Source organism: Massilia sp. Bi118, from assembly GCF_918697865.1.
Lineage (GTDB): Bacteria > Pseudomonadota > Gammaproteobacteria > Burkholderiales > Burkholderiaceae_D > Telluria.
Map to the genome: position 1 here is coordinate 1 of NZ_CAKKMV010000035.1, position 15,254 is coordinate 15,254.

The window sequence follows — 15,254 nt, forward strand, 5'->3', positions numbered from 1 at the left end:
TCGACTGTTGATTGTTAAAGATCGTATTCGGTACTGCCTTGCTGCATTCTGCGAATCGTTGTGTTCGTCAGCAGCAGAGAAGTGAGATTATGCAGTGTTTCGCTTGACTCGTCAACTCATCCTTTTCAACAGTGCACACTCGTTTGAGAGAGTTTTTTCGTGCGCCGCCGAAGCAGGACGCGAACTATAGCAAACAGACACGCAGTCTGCAACGCTTGCCCGTATGCTATCTTTGCCGCTTTTATCACTTCCGGAACCAGCATGCGACCGCTCATCATCGCCGCCATTGCGAATCCCGCGCTCGCCGCCCAGCTCGATCAGGCGATCAATAACAAGACCAAGCCGCTCGGCAGCCTGGGCGCACTCGAAACCCTGGCGAAGCAGCTCGGCCTGATCCAGCAGACGGTCGCGGTTTCGGTCGCGCAGCCGGCCATCCTCGTGTTCGCGGGCGATCACGGCGTGGTCGCCGAAGGCATCTCCGCCTTCCCGCAGGACGTCACCTGGCAGATGGTCGAGAATTTCCTCGCCGACGGTGCGGCCATCAATGTGTTCGCACGCCAGAACGGCGCCTGCCTATATGTAGTCGACGCTGGCGTGAACCACGACTTCGGCCCGCGCCCCGGCCTCCTCGACCGCAAGCTCGCCCACGGCACCCGCAATTTCGCGCAGGAGCCGGCGATGACGGCGCAGCAGTGCGCTACCGCGATGGAACACGGCGCCGCGCTGGTCGCCGGCTTGCCGGGCAATGTGGTCGGCTTCGGCGAGATGGGCATCGGGAATACGACCGCCGCGGCGGCGCTGATGCACAAGCTGGCCGGCATCCCGGTGGCGGACTGCGTCGGCGCCGGCACCGGCCTGTCGCCGGAAGGTGTGCTGCGCAAGCAGCGCGTGATCGAAGCGGCCGTCGCACGTCATGCCGGCGTCAGCGATCCGCTCGAGGTCCTGGCTACCTTCGGCGGCTTCGAGATCGCGATGATGGCCGGCGCCATGCTCAAGGCCGCGGCCATGCGCAAGACCCTGCTGATCGACGGCTTCATCGTCACGGCCGCGATGCTGGCCGCCAGCCGCCTTTCGCCCGCCGTCCTCGACTACTGCGTGTTCGCGCACTGCTCCGATGAAGCCGGCCACCGCCGCATGCTGGAGCAGCTCGGCGCGCGTCCGTTGCTCCAGCTGGGCATGCGGCTCGGCGAAGGCACCGGCGCCGCGCTCGCGCTGCCGCTGCTGCATGCGGCCGCCAACTTCCTGAACCAGATGGCGACCTTCTCCTCCGCCAGCGTCAGCGAAAAGTCGGAAGCCGCGTAAAGACAGCAATGCAGCAACTCCGCCTCTTCTTCATCGCGCTGCAGTTCTTCACGCGCCTGCCGATCCCGTCCTGGGTCGGCTTCGAAGCCAGCTGGCTGCAGCATGCTTCGCGCTACTTTCCGCTGGTCGGCTGCGTCGTGGCGGTCATCGCCGCCGCCGTCTACTATGCGGCTGCCCTGGTGCTGCCGGCGCCGGTCGCCGCCGTGCTGTCGACGGCGGCCTCGATCTACCTGACCGGCGCCTTCCACGAAGACGGTTTCGCCGATACCTGCGATGGCCTGGGCGGCGGCATGACGCGCGAGCGCGTGCTGGAGATCATGAAGGATTCACGCGTCGGCGCCTACGGTGCGATCGGCATCGTCTGCATGCTGGCCGCGAAGCTGACTGTGCTGGCGATGCTGCCGCCGCGCGTGGCTGTCGCCGCGTTGTTCCTGGCGCATCCGCTCTCGCGCCTGGCCGCGGCCTCGCTGATCTGGAAGCTGGAGTACGTGCGCGGCGAAGGCAAGGCCAAGCCGCTCGCCCAGCAGATGACGTCCACCGAATTCGCGATCGCCGCCCTCACCGCGCTGCTGCCGGCGCCGTTCCTGTTGATGATGGGCTGGATCGGGCTTGAAGTGCTGCTGGCGGCGCTGCTCGCGGCCCTGTTGGCCGCCGTCTGGATGGGACGCAAACTGCAGACCCGCCTCGGCGGCTACACCGGCGACTGCCTGGGCGCGGTACAGCAGCTGGCCGAAGTCTTCATCTATATCGGCGTATTGGCCACGCTCGGCCACGGCGCCTGGTCCTGAGCCGTGAAGCTCTACCTGGTCCGTCACCCGCAACCGGAGGTCGCGCCCGGCCTGTGCTACGGCGCCAGCGACGTCACGGTCGCGGAAGCCGAAGTCGCGTGCGTACATGCGAGCTTGCGCGCAGCAGGCCTGCCCGGCGACCTTCCTCTTTACTCCAGCCCTCTGCAGCGCTGCGCCTTGCTCGCGCATCGACTGGGACCAGCCAACCCAAGCTTCGATGCGCGCCTGGCCGAGATGGACTTCGGCCGCTGGGAGATGCAGTCCTGGGATGCCATCCCGCGCCAGGAAGTGGACGCCTGGAGCGCCGACCTGCTCCACTACCGCCCAGGCGGCGCCGAATGCGTGCTCGAGGTCGCGCAGCGCGTGGCTGCCTTCCTCGGCGATCTGCGCCTGGCCGGTCATGCGCAGGCGCTGCTGGTCGGCCATGCCGGCACGATCCGGCTGCTCAGCGCCATGCGCGACGGCGTGACGCTCGAACAGGCCGCGCTCGACGCCGCCGGCACCCCGCATCGCATCGCTTATGGCGAGCTGGTGATGCTCGACGTATAATGTCGGCGTTTTGGTGCTCGCGCCTGAGTCCTCAGGCGCAGTTAAACGGGAAACGCGAAGCTCTTCGATCGAGCCAACGCGTGCTGCCCCCGCAACGGTAAGCAAGTGCCGCAGATGCATGCGGCAACCGTCTTCTCATACCACTGTGCGCAAGCATGGGAAGGTCAGACGGCCACACTTGCCAGCCCGGATACCGGCCAAAAGGTGGAAGCGTGCGGCTTGCCCGCGCTTCTGTTCAATCTGGCCTACGGGGACGTCGGCCGGTTGTCCACGAAAGTAAATCATCATGCGTTTTTCCGTTTCACGGCAGGCGGCCGCGCCCCTGCTCGCCATTACCCTTGCTACGCCTTTCATCCCCGCCTTCGCCGATCCGGCCATCGACAGCGTGGTGGTCACCGCCACCCGCACGCCGCAGCGCGCCGACGAGGTGATACCGGATACGAGCGTCATCACCAGTGAAGAGATCGCGCGCGCCGGCGCCGGTTCCGTCGCCGACCTGCTGCGTCGCCAGCGCGGCGTCGAGATCGTGCGCAACGGCGGTCCGGGCGCCAGCACCAGCGTGTTCCTGCGCGGCGCCAACAGCAACCAGGTCGTGGTCCTGATCGACGGCGTGCGCATCGGCTCCTCGACCACCGGCGCGGCCAGCTGGAATGCCATCCCGCTGTCGAGCATCGATCACATCGAGATCGTCTACGGCCCGCTCAGCGCCCTGTACGGCGCCGACGCGATCGGCGGCGTCGTACAGATCTTCACCAGGAAGAGCGAAGGGACGCCGGCCTTCAGCGCCAGCGCCGGCGCCGGCAGCTACGCCAGCCGTCAATACGACGCCGGGGTGCACGGCGCGACCGGCGGCGACCACAGCGTCAGCTATGCGCTCAGTGCCGCCCGCGAAGACGCCGACGGCTTTTCCAGCACCCGCCCCGGCTCCTCGAGCTACAACAAGGATGATGACGGCTACGCGCGCAACAGCGTGAACGGCCGCGTGGCCGTGCAGCTCGCACCGGGGCATGAAGCGGGCGCGCAATTCCTGAAGAGCCGCCTGCGCGCACAGTACGACAGCGGCGCGGCCAGCTACGACACCCACAACGAACAGGACATCGACAGCTACGCCGTATTCCTGAACGACAGCATCCTGCCCGACTGGCGCAGCAGCCTGCAGGCTGCCCGTTCCAACGACCGGCTGGGCAGCTTCACCAACGCGGCCGCCAGCGGCGCCAACCAGATCGATACCCGCCAGACCGAATTCACCTGGCAGAATACCTTCGACCTGAACGGCGACACCCTGCAGGTCCTGCTCGGCCACCGCAGGGAGGAAGTGCTGTCCAGCTCCAGCACCGCCCTGAACCGTTCGCGCATCACTAACTCGGTGGCGGCGGCCTATGACCTGCGCCGCGGCAGCCACCTGCTCGACCTCAGCCTGCGCAGGGACCATTCGGTCTACGGCGGCAAGACCACCGGCGCGGCCGGCTACGGCTACGAATTCAGCAGGGACTTGCGCGCCACCGCCAGCGTCGGCACCAGCTTCCGCGCGCCGACCTACAACGAGCTGTACTACCCGGGCTACGGCCTCCCCACCAACAAGCCGGAACAGGGCCGCAATCTCGAGGCCGGCCTGCGCTACCGGGTCGCCGGCGCCGAGCTGCAGGCGAACTACTACCGCAACCGCCTGACCGACATGCTGGTGACGCTCAATCCCTGCCCCAGCCGCACCGGCAGCTGCGCCTACAACGTCAATCGCGCCCTGCTCGAAGGCCTGACGATGTCGCTTGATACGCGTGCGTACGGCATCGATTTGCGCGCCAGCGCCGACCTGCAGGATCCGCGCGACGAGACCACCGGCAAGCAGCTGGCCCGCCGTTCGCGCCGCCACGCCAGCCTGACGGCCGGGTATGCCGTCGACCGCTTCGATCTCGGCGCCGAGCTGCAAGCATCGGACAGCCGCTTCGACGACGCGGCGAATGCCAACCGCCTGGGTGGCTACAGCCTGCTGAACCTGTACACTACATGGCGGTTCACGTCCGACTGGTCGCTGCTGCTGCGCCTCGATAATGCGCTCGACAAGCGCTACGAGCTGGCGCGACATTACGGCACGGCCGGACGCAGCTGGTTCGCCGCGCTGCGCTACGGGATCCGTTAATTCACTCTTCAGACCAGCATGCATCCATTCCATCAGGCCGCGCGCCAGCGCACCACCATGATCGTCGGCACACTCCTGCTTGCCGCTCTCGCCTGCCTGCTGTTTTCCGGCGTCACGGGCTCGGTCACGGTCGCGCTGGCGGAGCTGCCGGATGCGGTGGGCCAGGTGCTGCACGGCCGCCAGGATTCGCTCGCCGCCTCGCTGCTCGCGCTGCGTGGCGGACGGGCGCTGACGGCTTTCGTCACCGGCGGTGGGCTGGCCCTGGCCGGCGTCATGATGCAGGCCCTGCTGCGCAATCCGCTGGCCGATCCTTATGTGCTGGGGATCTCGGCCGGCGCCTCGGTCGGCGCCCTGTTCGCATTGCTGATGATGTGCACGGCAGTGGTGGTCGATGGCGCCGCGCTGGCCGGCGCGGTGGCGGTGTCGATGCTGCTGTATCTATTGGCGCGGCGCGACATCCGCGGCGGCGTGGCGGCCGAAGGCGGCACCTCGACCCTGCTGCTGACCGGCGTGATCCTGATGTCCTTCTGCATGGCCCTGGTGACGCTGATGCTGTCGATCGCACCGGAAGGCGCGCTGCGCAACATGGTGTTCTGGATGATCGGCGACCTGGCCGGCACGCCGCTGCGCCTGCTGCCCTGGCTGGTGCTGGCCGGCGGACTCGCCTTCGCCGTGCGCAATGCGCGTGCGATGAACGTGCTGGCCCTGCATGCCGACACTGCGCGCACGCTCGGCATCGAAGTCGGCCGCCTGCGCAAGGGCCTGTTCTTCGTGTCCGGCGTGCTGACCGCCAGCGCGGTGACGAACGCCGGTTCGATCGGCTTTGTCGGCCTGATCGTGCCACATGCCTGCCGCTTCGCCTTCGGCCCGGACCACCGCGTGCTGATTCCCTCGGCCGTGCTGTTGGGCGGCAGCTTCCTGGTCCTGTGCGACACCCTGGCGCGCACCGTGATTGCGCCGACCCAGCTGCCGGTGGGCGCCATTACGGCGCTGATCGGCGCGCCGGTCTTCCTGTACCAACTGCACCAGCTCCGCAAATAAGATGATAGCGACAACACAACTCACGCTGCAGGTTGCCGAACGCACGCTGGTGCGGGATCTCGACTGGACCGTGCAGGCCGGCGAATGCTGGAGCATCATCGGCCGCAACGGCGCCGGCAAGAGCACCCTGCTGCGCACCCTGGCCGGACTGCGAAGCGCGAACCAGGGCGAGGTCAGGCTGGGCGGCAGAAGCCTGGACGACTGGCCGCTGGAGGAGCTGGCGCGCCAGCGGGCCTACCTGGCGCAGTCGCGCACCGACGCCTTCGCCTACAGCGCGATCGACACCGTACTGTCCGCCCGCCATCCCTACCACGGCAACCGCTACTGGGAAGGCAGCGACGACCACCAGGCGGCGCTGCAGGCGCTGGCGGCGATGGAAGTCGAGCATTTGGCAACGCGCGACGTGCGCACCCTGTCCGGCGGCGAGCGCCAGCGGGTTGCGATCGCCGCGCTGCTGGCCCAGGACACGCCGCTGCTGCTGCTCGACGAGCCGGCGAATGCACTCGACCTGGCGCACCAGGTGAGCGTCACCGGACTCCTCGCACGCCTGTGCCGGCGCGAGCGCAAGACGGTGGTCATGATCGGCCACGACCTCAACCTGGCGCACAGCATCTCCACCCACGCCCTGCTGCTGCGCGGGGACGGCGGCTGGCTGGCCGGTCCGGTCGCGCAGGTGATGCAGCCGGCGCTGCTGGGCGACTACCTCGGCCATCCGATCGAGATGATCGAGCACGGCGGCCGCCGCATCTTCATCCCTTTCGAGAACCACCATGAACACCATGACGCCTGAAGACACTGTTTCCGACACTGCGGCACTGAACGAGCGCCACCGCCAGCGCATGGAGCGCAAGAAGGCCGTGATCGACGCAAAAATCGCGGCGGCCGACAAGAAGATCGGCATCATCATCGTCAACACCGGCAACGGCAAGGGCAAGAGCTCGAGCGCCTTCGGCATGGCGGTACGTTCGCTCGGCCACGGCATGAAGGTGGGCGTGGTCCAGTTCATCAAGGGCGCGATGTCGACCGGCGAAGAGCAATTCCTGCGCCGCTTCCCGGATGAAGTCTCCTTCCATGCGATGGGCGAAGGCTATACCTGGGAAACCCAGAACCGCGAGCGCGACATCGCCAAAGCCGAGGAAGCCTGGCAGCAGGCGAAGCGCTTCCTGGCCGACCCGGACGTCGGCCTGGTGGTGCTCGATGAGCTGAACATCGCGCTGAAATACCGCTACCTGGACGTGCATACGGTGATCGCCGACCTGCTCGAGCGCCCGGCCATGCAACATGTGGTGGTGACGGGGCGCGCGGCGCCGTCCGAACTGATCGAGGTGGCGGACACCGTCACCGAAATGAACGTTGTCAAGCACGCCTTCAAGGCGGGCATCGCGGCGCAAGCCGGTACGGAGTGGTGATGATGCATCCCGGCGCACGCATGCTGCTGGTGGCGGCCACCGCTTCCGGCCAGGGCAAGACCACGATCACCGCGGCCCTCGCGCGCGGCCTGGTGCGCCAGGGCCAGCGCGTGCGGGTGTTCAAGTGCGGCCCCGACTTCATCGACCCGATGCTGCTCGAACGCGCCTGCGGCTCGAAGGTGCACACGCTCGACCTGTGGATGGTCGGCCTGGAAGCCTGCCGACGCCGCCTGGCGCAGGCCGCACGCGACGCCGACGTGGTCCTGATCGAAGGCGTGATGGGCCTGTACGACGGCAATCCATCGGCCGCCGACCTCTCGCGCGCCTTCGACATTCCGGTGCTGGCCGTGATCGACGCCGCCGCCATGGCGCAGACCGCCGGCGCGGTGGTACAGGGCTTGCGCGACTACGGCCCGGTGCAGATGGCCGGCGTGGTCGCCAACCGCGTGGCCAGCGAGGGACACCGCCAGATGGTCGCCACCTCGCTGCGCGGCATTCCGCTGCTGGCGAGCCTGCCGAAGCAGGTAAGAACACTGCCCGAACGCCACCTGGGCCTGGTGCTGCCCGCCGAAGTCGACGACATCGACGCCATCCTCGACGAGCTGGCCGACCAGCTGCACCTGGACACCTCGGCCTGGCAGGCGATCGCGCCGCGCCTGCCCGATCACGCTGCGCCGGACCAGCCCATCCCGCCGCTGCTGGCAGGGAAAACGGTGGCGGTCGCGCGCGACGCTGCCTTCTGCTTCATCTATGCCGCCAACCTCGACGTGCTGCAGCAGCTCGGCGCGCAGCTGGCCTTCTTCTCGCCGCTCGCCGACCAGCCGGTACCCGCCGGCGCCGACGCGGTCTGGCTGCCGGGCGGCTATCCGGAGCTGCACATGAAAGCGCTGTCGAAGGCGGCGCACTGGCGCGACTCGATCCGCGCAGCGCACACCGCCGGCCTGCCGATCCTGGCCGAATGCGGCGGCATGATGGCAGTGGCCGAATCCATCACCGACAAGGAAGGCCATTGTTTCACCATGCCCGCCCTGCTGCCGGGGCAGGTGTTCATGCAGCAGCGCCTGGCCGGTCTCGGCTCCCAGGGCATGCCCACCGCGGCCGGCGAGATGCGCGGCCACACCTTCCACTACTCGCACCTCGACACCGGCCTGGCGCCGGTTGCGCACACGGTCAAGCATCCTTCCGGCGCGCAGGGCGAAGCGGTGTACCGGCTTGGTTCGCTGACGGCCACCTATTTCCACAGCTTCTTCGCTTCGAATCCGCGGGCTACCGCCAGCCTGTTCGCGAAAGGGACAGCATGAGCCGCACCCTGGTCTTCGGCGGCGCCCGTTCCGGCAAGAGCGCCCTGGCCGAGCGCCTGGCGCGCGAATCGGGCAAGGAGGTGATCTATCTCGCGACCTCGCAAGCCGGCGACACCGAGATGGCGGCGCGCATCGCCCACCATCGCGAGCGCCGCCCGGTCGAGTGGCAAACCGTGGAGGAAGCGACCGCGTTGGCAAAGACCTTGCGCCGCCTGTGCGCGCCGGAGCGCGTCGTGCTGGTCGACTGCCTGACCCTGTGGCTCAGCAACCTGCTGTTTTCCTCGGACCGCGCCTACCCGGAAGTCGGCGCGGTCGAGTTGCCGCCGCTGCTCAGCTGGGAACGTTCCGACCTGCTGGCCTGGCTGGACGAGCCGGCGGCCGGTGAGGTGATCTTCGTATCGAACGAAGTCGGCATGGGCATCGTGCCGGTCGGCGCCGTCTCGCGCACTTTTGTGGACGAAGCGGGCCGCCTGAACCAGGATGTGGCGGCACGCTGCGAACGCGTGCTGTTCGTCGCCGCCGGCCTGCCTCTGGCCCTGAAGGGCGCGCCGTGCTGAGCGGACTGCCGCCGCTGACGCTTGCGCTGCTGCTGGCGGCCGGCGTCCTGCTCGACCTGATGCTGGGCGAGGCGCGGTGCTGGCATCCGCTTGTCGGCTTCGGCCGGCTGGCGCAGTGGCTGGAGCGGCGGCTGAACAAGGGAAGCTGGCGCATCGCACGCGGCGCGCTGGCCTGGATGCTGGCGGTGCTGCCCCTGAGCTTTCTCGCGGCATGGCTGTGCGGGTCCGGCGGCGCAACGGGGCTGGCCGCGCACACGCTGATGCTTTACCTCTGTCTCGGCCTGCGCAGCCTGCGCGACCACACCCTGCCCATCCATGAGGCGCTGGCGGATGGCGACCTGTCGCGTGCGCGCTGGCTGACCTCGCGCATCGTCAGCCGCGACACCACCCATGCGGGCGAAGCCGACCTGGCCAAGGCCGGCGCCGAGTCGCTGCTCGAGAATGGCAACGACGCCGTGTTCGGCACCCTGTTCTGCTTCCTGCTCGCTGGCGGCGCCGGCGCCCTGCTGTTCCGCCTGGCGAATACCCTGGATGCGATGTGGGGTTACCGGAACGCGCGCTTCAATCTGTTCGGCCGCGTGGCGGCGCGCATCGACGATGTGCTGAACTACCTGCCGGCGCGCCTGACCGCGCTGTCCTATGCCTTGCTGTCGCCCGGCGGCCGGCTGCGTGCGCTGCGTTGCTGGCGTGTGCAGGCCCCTGCCTGGAGCAGCCCGAACGCCGGCCCGGTGATGGCCAGCGGCGCCGGCGCGCTCGGCATCAGCCTGGGCGGCGCCGCGATTTACGAAGGCGAAGTCGAGCAGCGGCCCGTGCTGGGCATCGGCCCGGCCGCCGCGGCGGGCGATATCCGGCGCGCCTGGCGCCTGGTCTTCCATACGGCCCTGTTGTGGACTAGCCTGGCGCTCGCTGCCGGCGCCACGTTCTACCTGACCGGAGTTCGCCATGCTTGAACACGGCGGCAATCTGCGCGATGCGCAGCGTCTTTACGGCGGCGACGGCTGGATCGACCTCTCGACCGGGATCAACCCGCTCGGCTATCCCGCGCCGCCGCTGCCGCAGGATGCCTGGCACCGGCTGCCGGAAGCGGATCCGGCGCTGACCGAAGCCGCCTGCGCCTGGTACGGCGCCCGCGCGCTGCTGCCGGTGGCCGGCACCCAGGCCGCGATCCAGGCCCTGCCGCGCCTGCGCCCACCCTCGCGGGTGACGGTGGCCGCGCCCTCGTATGCCGAGCATGCCCACCACTGGGCGCAGCACGGTCACGCGCTGCGCCAGATCGGCTACCCCATGCTGGAAGCGGCGGTAGGCAGCAGCGACGTGGTCGTGGTCTGCAATCCGAACAATCCGACCGGCGAGCAGATCGCGCCGAACCTGCTGCTGCGCTGGGCCGCCGAACTGGGCGCGCGCGGCGGCTGGCTGGTCGTTGACGAAGCCTTCGGCGACACCGCACCCGCGCTGAGCGTCGCCGCCCATGCCGGCACGCCGGGGCTGGTCGTCCTGCGCTCGGTCGGCAAGTTCTTCGGCCTGGCCGGGCTGCGGCTGGGCTTCGTGGCGGCCGACCGCGCGCTGCTGGCGGCGCTGGCCGATGCCCTCGGCCCGTGGACTGTCAGCGGTCCGGCCCAGCACGTCGCATTGGCGGCGCTGCGCGATACAGCCTGGCAGCAGGCGGCGCAGGCGCGGCTGGCGCGCGACGGCGCCCGGCTGCGCGGCATGCTGGCCGCTCACGGCGTCCGGGCCTCGGGCACGCCGCTGTTTCACTGGTGGCCCGAGCCCCGCCCCGAGGAATTTCACGAACACATGGCGCGCCGCGCGATCTGGGTGCGCCTGTTCCCGCAGGCCGCACGCGGCATCCGCCTCGGTCTCCCAGGTCGGGAGCAGGACTGGGACCGCATCGAACACGCACTACAAGAATGGACCAAGCGATGAAGACATCGAAAGCACTGATCGTATTGAGCGCCGCGCTGGCGGCAGCCCAGGCGCAGGCCGCCGTCACCGTGAAGGACGACGACGGCAACACCGTGACCCTGCAAAAGCCGGCGCAGCGCGTGATCTCGCTGGCGCCGCACGTCACCGAACTGCTGTTCGCGGCCGGCGGCGGGAGCCACGTGGTCGGGGTGGTGGCCTACAGCGACTTCCCGGAAGAGGCGAAGAAGATCCCGCAGATCGGCTCCAACCGCGAGGTCGACCTGGAGCGCATCATGGCCCTGAAACCCGACCTGATCGTGGTCTGGCGCCATGGCAGTTCCGAACGCCAGATCGACATGGTGCGTAAACTCGGCGTCCCCCTGTTCCACAGCGAGCCGAAGAAGCTCGACGATATCCCGGAAAGCATCGCCACGCTCGGGCAGCTGATGGGCACCGGGAAGGCCGCCAACCCGGCCGCCGAGGCGCTGCGCCAGCAGCTGGGCAGCCTGCGCGGCCGCTATGCCAACCGCCCGCTGGTGCGCGCCTTCTACCAGGTCTGGGATAAGCCGCTGTACACCCTGAGCGGAAAACACATCATCACCGATGCGCTGCACCTCTGCGGCGGCGAGAACATCTTCGCGAAGCTGCAGGTGACGGCGCCGGTCGTCAGTGTGGAAGGCGTCCTGCAGGAGAACCCGGAAGCGATCTTCGCCACGGCCGAGAAGAACTACGGCGGCGTCAGCATGTGGAAGCCCTACGGCACGCTGCTGGCGGTACGCAACGATAACCTGTTCACCATCGACGGCAACCTGCTGAACCGCTCGGGCCCGCGCATGATTCAAGGGGCCGCGATGCTGTGCGAGAAGCTGGAACTGGCGCGCCAGCACCGCAGTAAATGAGGCCCTTCCCCTACCGGACCCTGATGGTGCAGGGGACGACCTCCGATGCAGGCAAGAGCACGGTGGTCGCCGCGCTTTGCCGTCTCCTGAAGCGCGCGGGCGTCAAGGTGGCGCCGTTCAAGCCGCAGAACATGGCGCTCAACAGTGCGGTGACGCGGGACGGCGGCGAGATCGGGCGCGCCCAGGCGCTGCAGGCGATCGCCGCCGGCGTCGAGCCGCATACGGATTTCAATCCGGTGCTCCTGAAACCCTCGAGCGACATCGGCGCCCAGGTCATCATCCACGGCCGCGTGCGCGCGGAGATGAACGCGCGCGACTACCACCAGTACAAGACGGTGGCGATGGCCGCGGTGCTGGAATCGCATGCGCGCCTGCTGGCGCAGTACGAGACCGTCATCGTCGAAGGCGCGGGCAGCCCGGCCGAGATCAACCTGCGCGACCGCGACATCGCCAACATGGGCTTTGCCGAGGCGGTCGACTGCCCGGTCGTGCTGGTGGCCGACATCGACCGCGGCGGCGTGTTCGCCCACTTCGTCGGCACCCTCGCCTGCCTGTCGGAGAGCGAGCGCAATCGCATCGTCGGCTTCGTGATCAACCGCTTCCGCGGCGATATCAAGCTGCTCGAACCGGGCCTGGACTGGCTCGAACGCGAAACCGGCAAGCCGGTGCTGGCCGTGCTGCCTTATCTGCACGGGCTTTACCTGGATGCGGAGGACGCGGTGCAGAGCGTGACGCCGCGCGAAGGCAAGTTCCGCGTGGTGGTGCCGAGTTATCCGCGCATGAGCAATCACACCGACTTCGATCCGCTGCGCGCGCATCCCGAGGTCGACCTGTGCTTCGTGCGCGAAGGCGAGGCGATTCCGGGCGCCGACCTGATCCTCCTCCCCGGCAGCAAGAACACCCGCGCGGATCTGGACTGGCTGCTGCGGCAAGGCTGGAAGGACGCGATTCATCGGCATCTGCGCTATGGCGGCAAGGTGATCGGCATCTGCGGCGGCTTTCAAATGCTGGGGCGCTTCGTCGACGATCCGGATGGCGTCGAAGGTGCGGCCGGACGATCCGAGGCGCTCGGCCTGCTCGAACTGGCGACCACGCTGACGCTTGAAAAGCGCTTGGCCCAGGTCAGCGGATGCTGTGTCTTCGATGCTTTGTCGGACGGTGCGGCGGTAGACGGGTACGAGATCCACATGGGCGTGTCGAGCGGTGCTGCACTGGCACGGCCGGCCTTCGAGATCGACGGCCGACCCGAAGGCGCGTGCTCGGACGATGGCCAGGTGCTGGGCAGCTATCTGCACGGGATGTTCGACAAGGCCTCCGCCTGCAAGGCGCTGCTGCGTTGGGCCGGGCTGCACAGCGAGCACGCGGTCGATGCCGCGGCGCTGCGCGAAGCGAGCCTGGACCGCATCGCCGATGCGAGCGCGTTGCTACTCGATAGAATTCTCCAATCGTCCCGCTAAAACTTATCGATTTTACTGATCAAATGCAAATCGATATCATTCACTGCATGGTTGAGAGCGACAAGGTTTGCATATGGCAGTGGCACGTAAAGGCAGTCAGGTAATTACCCACCTTGCAATCGGGTTCGCGATTGCGTACGCGGTGACCGGCTCGATGGCCCTGGGCGGGCTGGCGGTGCTGGTCGAGCCGCTGTTGAATGTGATGCTGGTGCCCTTTCATGAACGGGCCTGGCATCGCAAGCTGCATGGCGCCAGTGGGCAGCGGCGGTATCTGCTGCTGACCTTGGAGAAGCTCAGCCTGACATGCATGCACATGGGCGTCGCGTTCGGGGTGTTGTATTGCGCGACCGGATCGCTGGCCTTGGGTGGATTCGCGGCGGTGCTGGAGCCGGTCTGCAATGTGGTGTTGATGCCGCTGCATGACCGTGCCTGGGACAAGCTGCAGCTGGGTTGGCAGGCACAAGCTGTGTAATCGTCGGCGTCAAAGTGGCGCTTCCCGCCACATGCTAGGCTTTTCTCTTCTCGTGCCAAGAGGAAAGTCTATGAAGAGCCATCCTTACCTGTCTGGACTTGCGGCTGTACTGGCCCTTGGCCTGCCTCCCACCGTCTCTTCCGCGCCGGAAAAGACAGCCTGGATCACCATGGGCGATGCGGCGTTTGTCCAGGTGCGGGAGCTAGTTCCCGGCATCGCTTCGGTCGAATCCCGCCAGCTTGCCGGCGGCGGGCAAAAGATCCACGCGGTGCGCGTCAGCGAATCCAGGCTCGAGACCATCGCCGACGCGATTCACCAACGCCTGCGACAATGCGGCGGATTCATGCTTCACAAAACGGAAGCGGAGGCGCGAGCGGCATTGCGGGCCTCGGTCGCAACAGGCCCCTCGCCTTCCTATCTCATCGACAATCGCGACTTGGTCGAGCCGGTGCTTGCGCGGATGGGCGACAAGAACATCGAGCAGACCATCCTCAGCCTGTCGGCCTTTCCCAACCGGTATTACAAGAGCCAATCGGGCGTCGACGCTTCGAACTGGCTGGCCGCGACCTGGAGCGAGATGGCCAAAGGGCGGCCGGATATCACGGTGGAGCAGTTCACGCATGCCGCCTATCCGCAAAAATCGGTCGTGCTGCGCATCGCCGGCAGCGACAAGCCGAATGAGAGCATCGTGCTGGGCGCCCACCTGGATTCCATCCTGGTGTCGAGGATGAGCGATACGGCGATTGCGCCCGGCGCGGATGACGATGCGTCCGGCGTTGCCAGCCTGACGGAAGCGCTGCGTTCCATGCTCGAACTGGGATACCGGCCGAAACGCAGCATCCATCTGGTCGCTTATGCCGCGGAAGAAGTGGGACTGCGGGGTTCGCAGGATATCGCACGCGCTTTCAAGCAGGCGAATAGCGCGGTCGTGGGTGTGCTGCAGCTCGACATGACGAATTACAAAGGCGCTGCGAACGACATTTATATATTCACCGATTACACCGACAGCGAGCAGAACGCATTCCTGGCACAGCTGGTCTCGGCCTATCTGCCGGACTTGAAGGTGGGGTACGACAAATGCGGTTATGCGTGCTCGGACCATGCGAGCTGGCAGGCTTTGGGTTTTCCGACCTCGATGCCCTTCGAAGCGAGTTTTGCACGGGATAACCCCGCCATCCACACCGCGAAGGACACCTTCGCCAACTCGGGCGGGCAAGCGACGCATACCTTGAAGTTTGCGCGGCTGGCTGCTGCGTTTGCGATTGAATTGGGGAGCGACTGAAAAGCAAAAAGCCCGCTCAGTGTTGACTGAGCGGGCTCTGCTTAATAATTAGCCTGACGATAACCTACTTTCACACTGGTTGCAGCACTATCATCGGCGCAAAGTCGTTTCACGGTCCTGTTCGGGATGGGAAGGGGTGGTACCGACTTGCTATGGTC

15 protein-coding genes, 1 rRNA gene and 1 riboswitch are annotated in these 15,254 nt (G+C 67.3%); of the genes, 15 read left to right on the plus strand and 1 reads right to left on the minus strand.

Annotated elements, in window-relative coordinates:
- The first annotated feature begins 261 nt into the window (after window positions 1-261).
- The 15 genes from cobT to LQV39_RS26120 all read left to right on the plus strand — a co-directional run bounded on the left by cobT (window position 262) and on the right by LQV39_RS26120 (window position 15,096).
- Window positions 262-1,302, plus strand: a complete 1,041-nt coding sequence (cobT, locus tag LQV39_RS26050; protein ID WP_230030100.1) for a nicotinate-nucleotide--dimethylbenzimidazole phosphoribosyltransferase — start codon at window positions 262-264, stop codon at window positions 1,300-1,302.
- 8 nt (window positions 1,303-1,310) lie between these two features.
- Complete coding sequence (locus LQV39_RS26055) at window positions 1,311-2,090, plus strand: adenosylcobinamide-GDP ribazoletransferase (RefSeq protein ID WP_230030101.1); 780 nt, start codon at window positions 1,311-1,313, stop codon at window positions 2,088-2,090.
- Window positions 2,091-2,093: 3 nt separating this feature from the next.
- A complete protein-coding gene (locus LQV39_RS26060; protein ID WP_230030102.1) occupies window positions 2,094-2,639 on the plus strand; it encodes a histidine phosphatase family protein in 546 nt (181 codons plus the stop codon).
- Window positions 2,634-2,856: riboswitch (cobalamin riboswitch) on the plus strand. Its footprint overlaps the gene before it by 6 nt.
- A gap of 69 nt (window positions 2,857-2,925) precedes the next feature.
- Window positions 2,926-4,776: a TonB-dependent siderophore receptor gene (locus LQV39_RS26065; RefSeq protein WP_230030103.1), complete on the plus strand. Its 1,851-nt coding sequence runs from the start codon at window positions 2,926-2,928 to the stop codon at window positions 4,774-4,776.
- Window positions 4,777-4,794: 18 nt separating this feature from the next.
- The gene (locus LQV39_RS26070) at window positions 4,795-5,817 is read left to right on the plus strand and encodes an iron ABC transporter permease (RefSeq protein ID WP_230030104.1); all 1,023 of its coding nucleotides are present in this window, start codon (window positions 4,795-4,797) and stop codon (window positions 5,815-5,817) included.
- Window position 5,818: 1 nt separating this feature from the next.
- A complete protein-coding gene (locus tag LQV39_RS26075; protein ID WP_230030105.1) occupies window positions 5,819-6,607 on the plus strand; it encodes an ABC transporter ATP-binding protein in 789 nt (262 codons plus the stop codon).
- The gene (gene cobO, locus LQV39_RS26080) at window positions 6,588-7,226 is read left to right on the plus strand and encodes a cob(I)yrinic acid a,c-diamide adenosyltransferase (protein ID WP_230030106.1); all 639 of its coding nucleotides are present in this window, start codon (window positions 6,588-6,590) and stop codon (window positions 7,224-7,226) included. Before LQV39_RS26075 ends, cobO begins: the two co-directional genes overlap by 20 nt.
- Before the next feature lie 2 nt (window positions 7,227-7,228).
- Complete coding sequence (locus tag LQV39_RS26085) at window positions 7,229-8,527, plus strand: cobyrinate a,c-diamide synthase (RefSeq protein ID WP_230030114.1); 1,299 nt, start codon at window positions 7,229-7,231, stop codon at window positions 8,525-8,527.
- On the plus strand, window positions 8,524-9,084 hold the full coding sequence (cobU, locus tag LQV39_RS26090; protein ID WP_230030107.1) for a bifunctional adenosylcobinamide kinase/adenosylcobinamide-phosphate guanylyltransferase: 561 nt from the start codon (window positions 8,524-8,526) through the stop codon (window positions 9,082-9,084). Before LQV39_RS26085 ends, cobU begins: the two co-directional genes overlap by 4 nt.
- The gene (locus LQV39_RS26095) at window positions 9,078-10,034 is read left to right on the plus strand and encodes a CobD/CbiB family cobalamin biosynthesis protein (RefSeq protein ID WP_230030108.1); all 957 of its coding nucleotides are present in this window, start codon (window positions 9,078-9,080) and stop codon (window positions 10,032-10,034) included. Before cobU ends, LQV39_RS26095 begins: the two co-directional genes overlap by 7 nt.
- Window positions 10,027-11,007, plus strand: a complete 981-nt coding sequence (gene cobD / locus LQV39_RS26100; protein ID WP_230030109.1) for a threonine-phosphate decarboxylase CobD — start codon at window positions 10,027-10,029, stop codon at window positions 11,005-11,007. The genes LQV39_RS26095 and cobD overlap by 8 nt, the downstream gene beginning before the upstream one ends.
- Window positions 11,004-11,885, plus strand: coding sequence for a cobalamin-binding protein (locus LQV39_RS26105; RefSeq protein ID WP_230030110.1), 882 nt, complete (start codon window positions 11,004-11,006; stop codon window positions 11,883-11,885). The genes cobD and LQV39_RS26105 overlap by 4 nt, the downstream gene beginning before the upstream one ends.
- Window positions 11,882-13,342 carry a cobyric acid synthase gene (locus LQV39_RS26110; RefSeq protein WP_230030111.1) on the plus strand — a complete coding sequence of 487 codons (1,461 nt, stop codon included), beginning with the start codon at window positions 11,882-11,884 and terminating at the stop codon, window positions 13,340-13,342. The genes LQV39_RS26105 and LQV39_RS26110 overlap by 4 nt, the downstream gene beginning before the upstream one ends.
- 73 nt (window positions 13,343-13,415) lie before the next feature.
- Entirely contained in the window at window positions 13,416-13,814 is a 399-nt protein-coding gene (locus tag LQV39_RS26115) for a DUF2061 domain-containing protein (protein WP_230030112.1), read from the plus strand.
- 70 nt (window positions 13,815-13,884) lie between these two features.
- Complete coding sequence (locus tag LQV39_RS26120; RefSeq protein ID WP_230030113.1) at window positions 13,885-15,096, plus strand: M20/M25/M40 family metallo-hydrolase; 1,212 nt, start codon at window positions 13,885-13,887, stop codon at window positions 15,094-15,096.
- Between the two features lie 51 nt (window positions 15,097-15,147).
- Here LQV39_RS26120 and rrf read toward each other — a convergent pair.
- Window positions 15,148-15,254: ribosomal RNA gene (gene rrf, locus LQV39_RS26125) — 5S ribosomal RNA — on the minus strand; the annotation flags it as partial.

Coding starts and splice junctions, on each gene's coding strand:
- cobD (WP_230030109.1), top strand. CDS start 10,027: ATGCTTGAACACGGCGGCAATCTGCGCGATGCGCAGCGTCTTTACGGC.
- LQV39_RS26110 (WP_230030111.1), top strand. CDS start 11,882: ATGAGGCCCTTCCCCTACCGGACCCTGATGGTGCAGGGGACGACCTCC.
- LQV39_RS26065 (WP_230030103.1), top strand. CDS start 2,926: ATGCGTTTTTCCGTTTCACGGCAGGCGGCCGCGCCCCTGCTCGCCATT.
- LQV39_RS26070 (WP_230030104.1), top strand. CDS start 4,795: ATGCATCCATTCCATCAGGCCGCGCGCCAGCGCACCACCATGATCGTC.
- LQV39_RS26120 (WP_230030113.1), top strand. CDS start 13,885: ATGAAGAGCCATCCTTACCTGTCTGGACTTGCGGCTGTACTGGCCCTT.
- LQV39_RS26115 (WP_230030112.1), top strand. CDS start 13,416: ATGGCAGTGGCACGTAAAGGCAGTCAGGTAATTACCCACCTTGCAATC.
- LQV39_RS26055 (WP_230030101.1), top strand. CDS start 1,311: ATGCAGCAACTCCGCCTCTTCTTCATCGCGCTGCAGTTCTTCACGCGC.
- LQV39_RS26085 (WP_230030114.1), top strand. CDS start 7,229: ATGCATCCCGGCGCACGCATGCTGCTGGTGGCGGCCACCGCTTCCGGC.
- cobU (WP_230030107.1), top strand. CDS start 8,524: ATGAGCCGCACCCTGGTCTTCGGCGGCGCCCGTTCCGGCAAGAGCGCC.
- LQV39_RS26075 (WP_230030105.1), top strand. CDS start 5,819: ATGATAGCGACAACACAACTCACGCTGCAGGTTGCCGAACGCACGCTG.
- cobT (WP_230030100.1), top strand. CDS start 262: ATGCGACCGCTCATCATCGCCGCCATTGCGAATCCCGCGCTCGCCGCC.
- LQV39_RS26105 (WP_230030110.1), top strand. CDS start 11,004: ATGAAGACATCGAAAGCACTGATCGTATTGAGCGCCGCGCTGGCGGCA.
- cobO (WP_230030106.1), top strand. CDS start 6,588: ATGAACACCATGACGCCTGAAGACACTGTTTCCGACACTGCGGCACTG.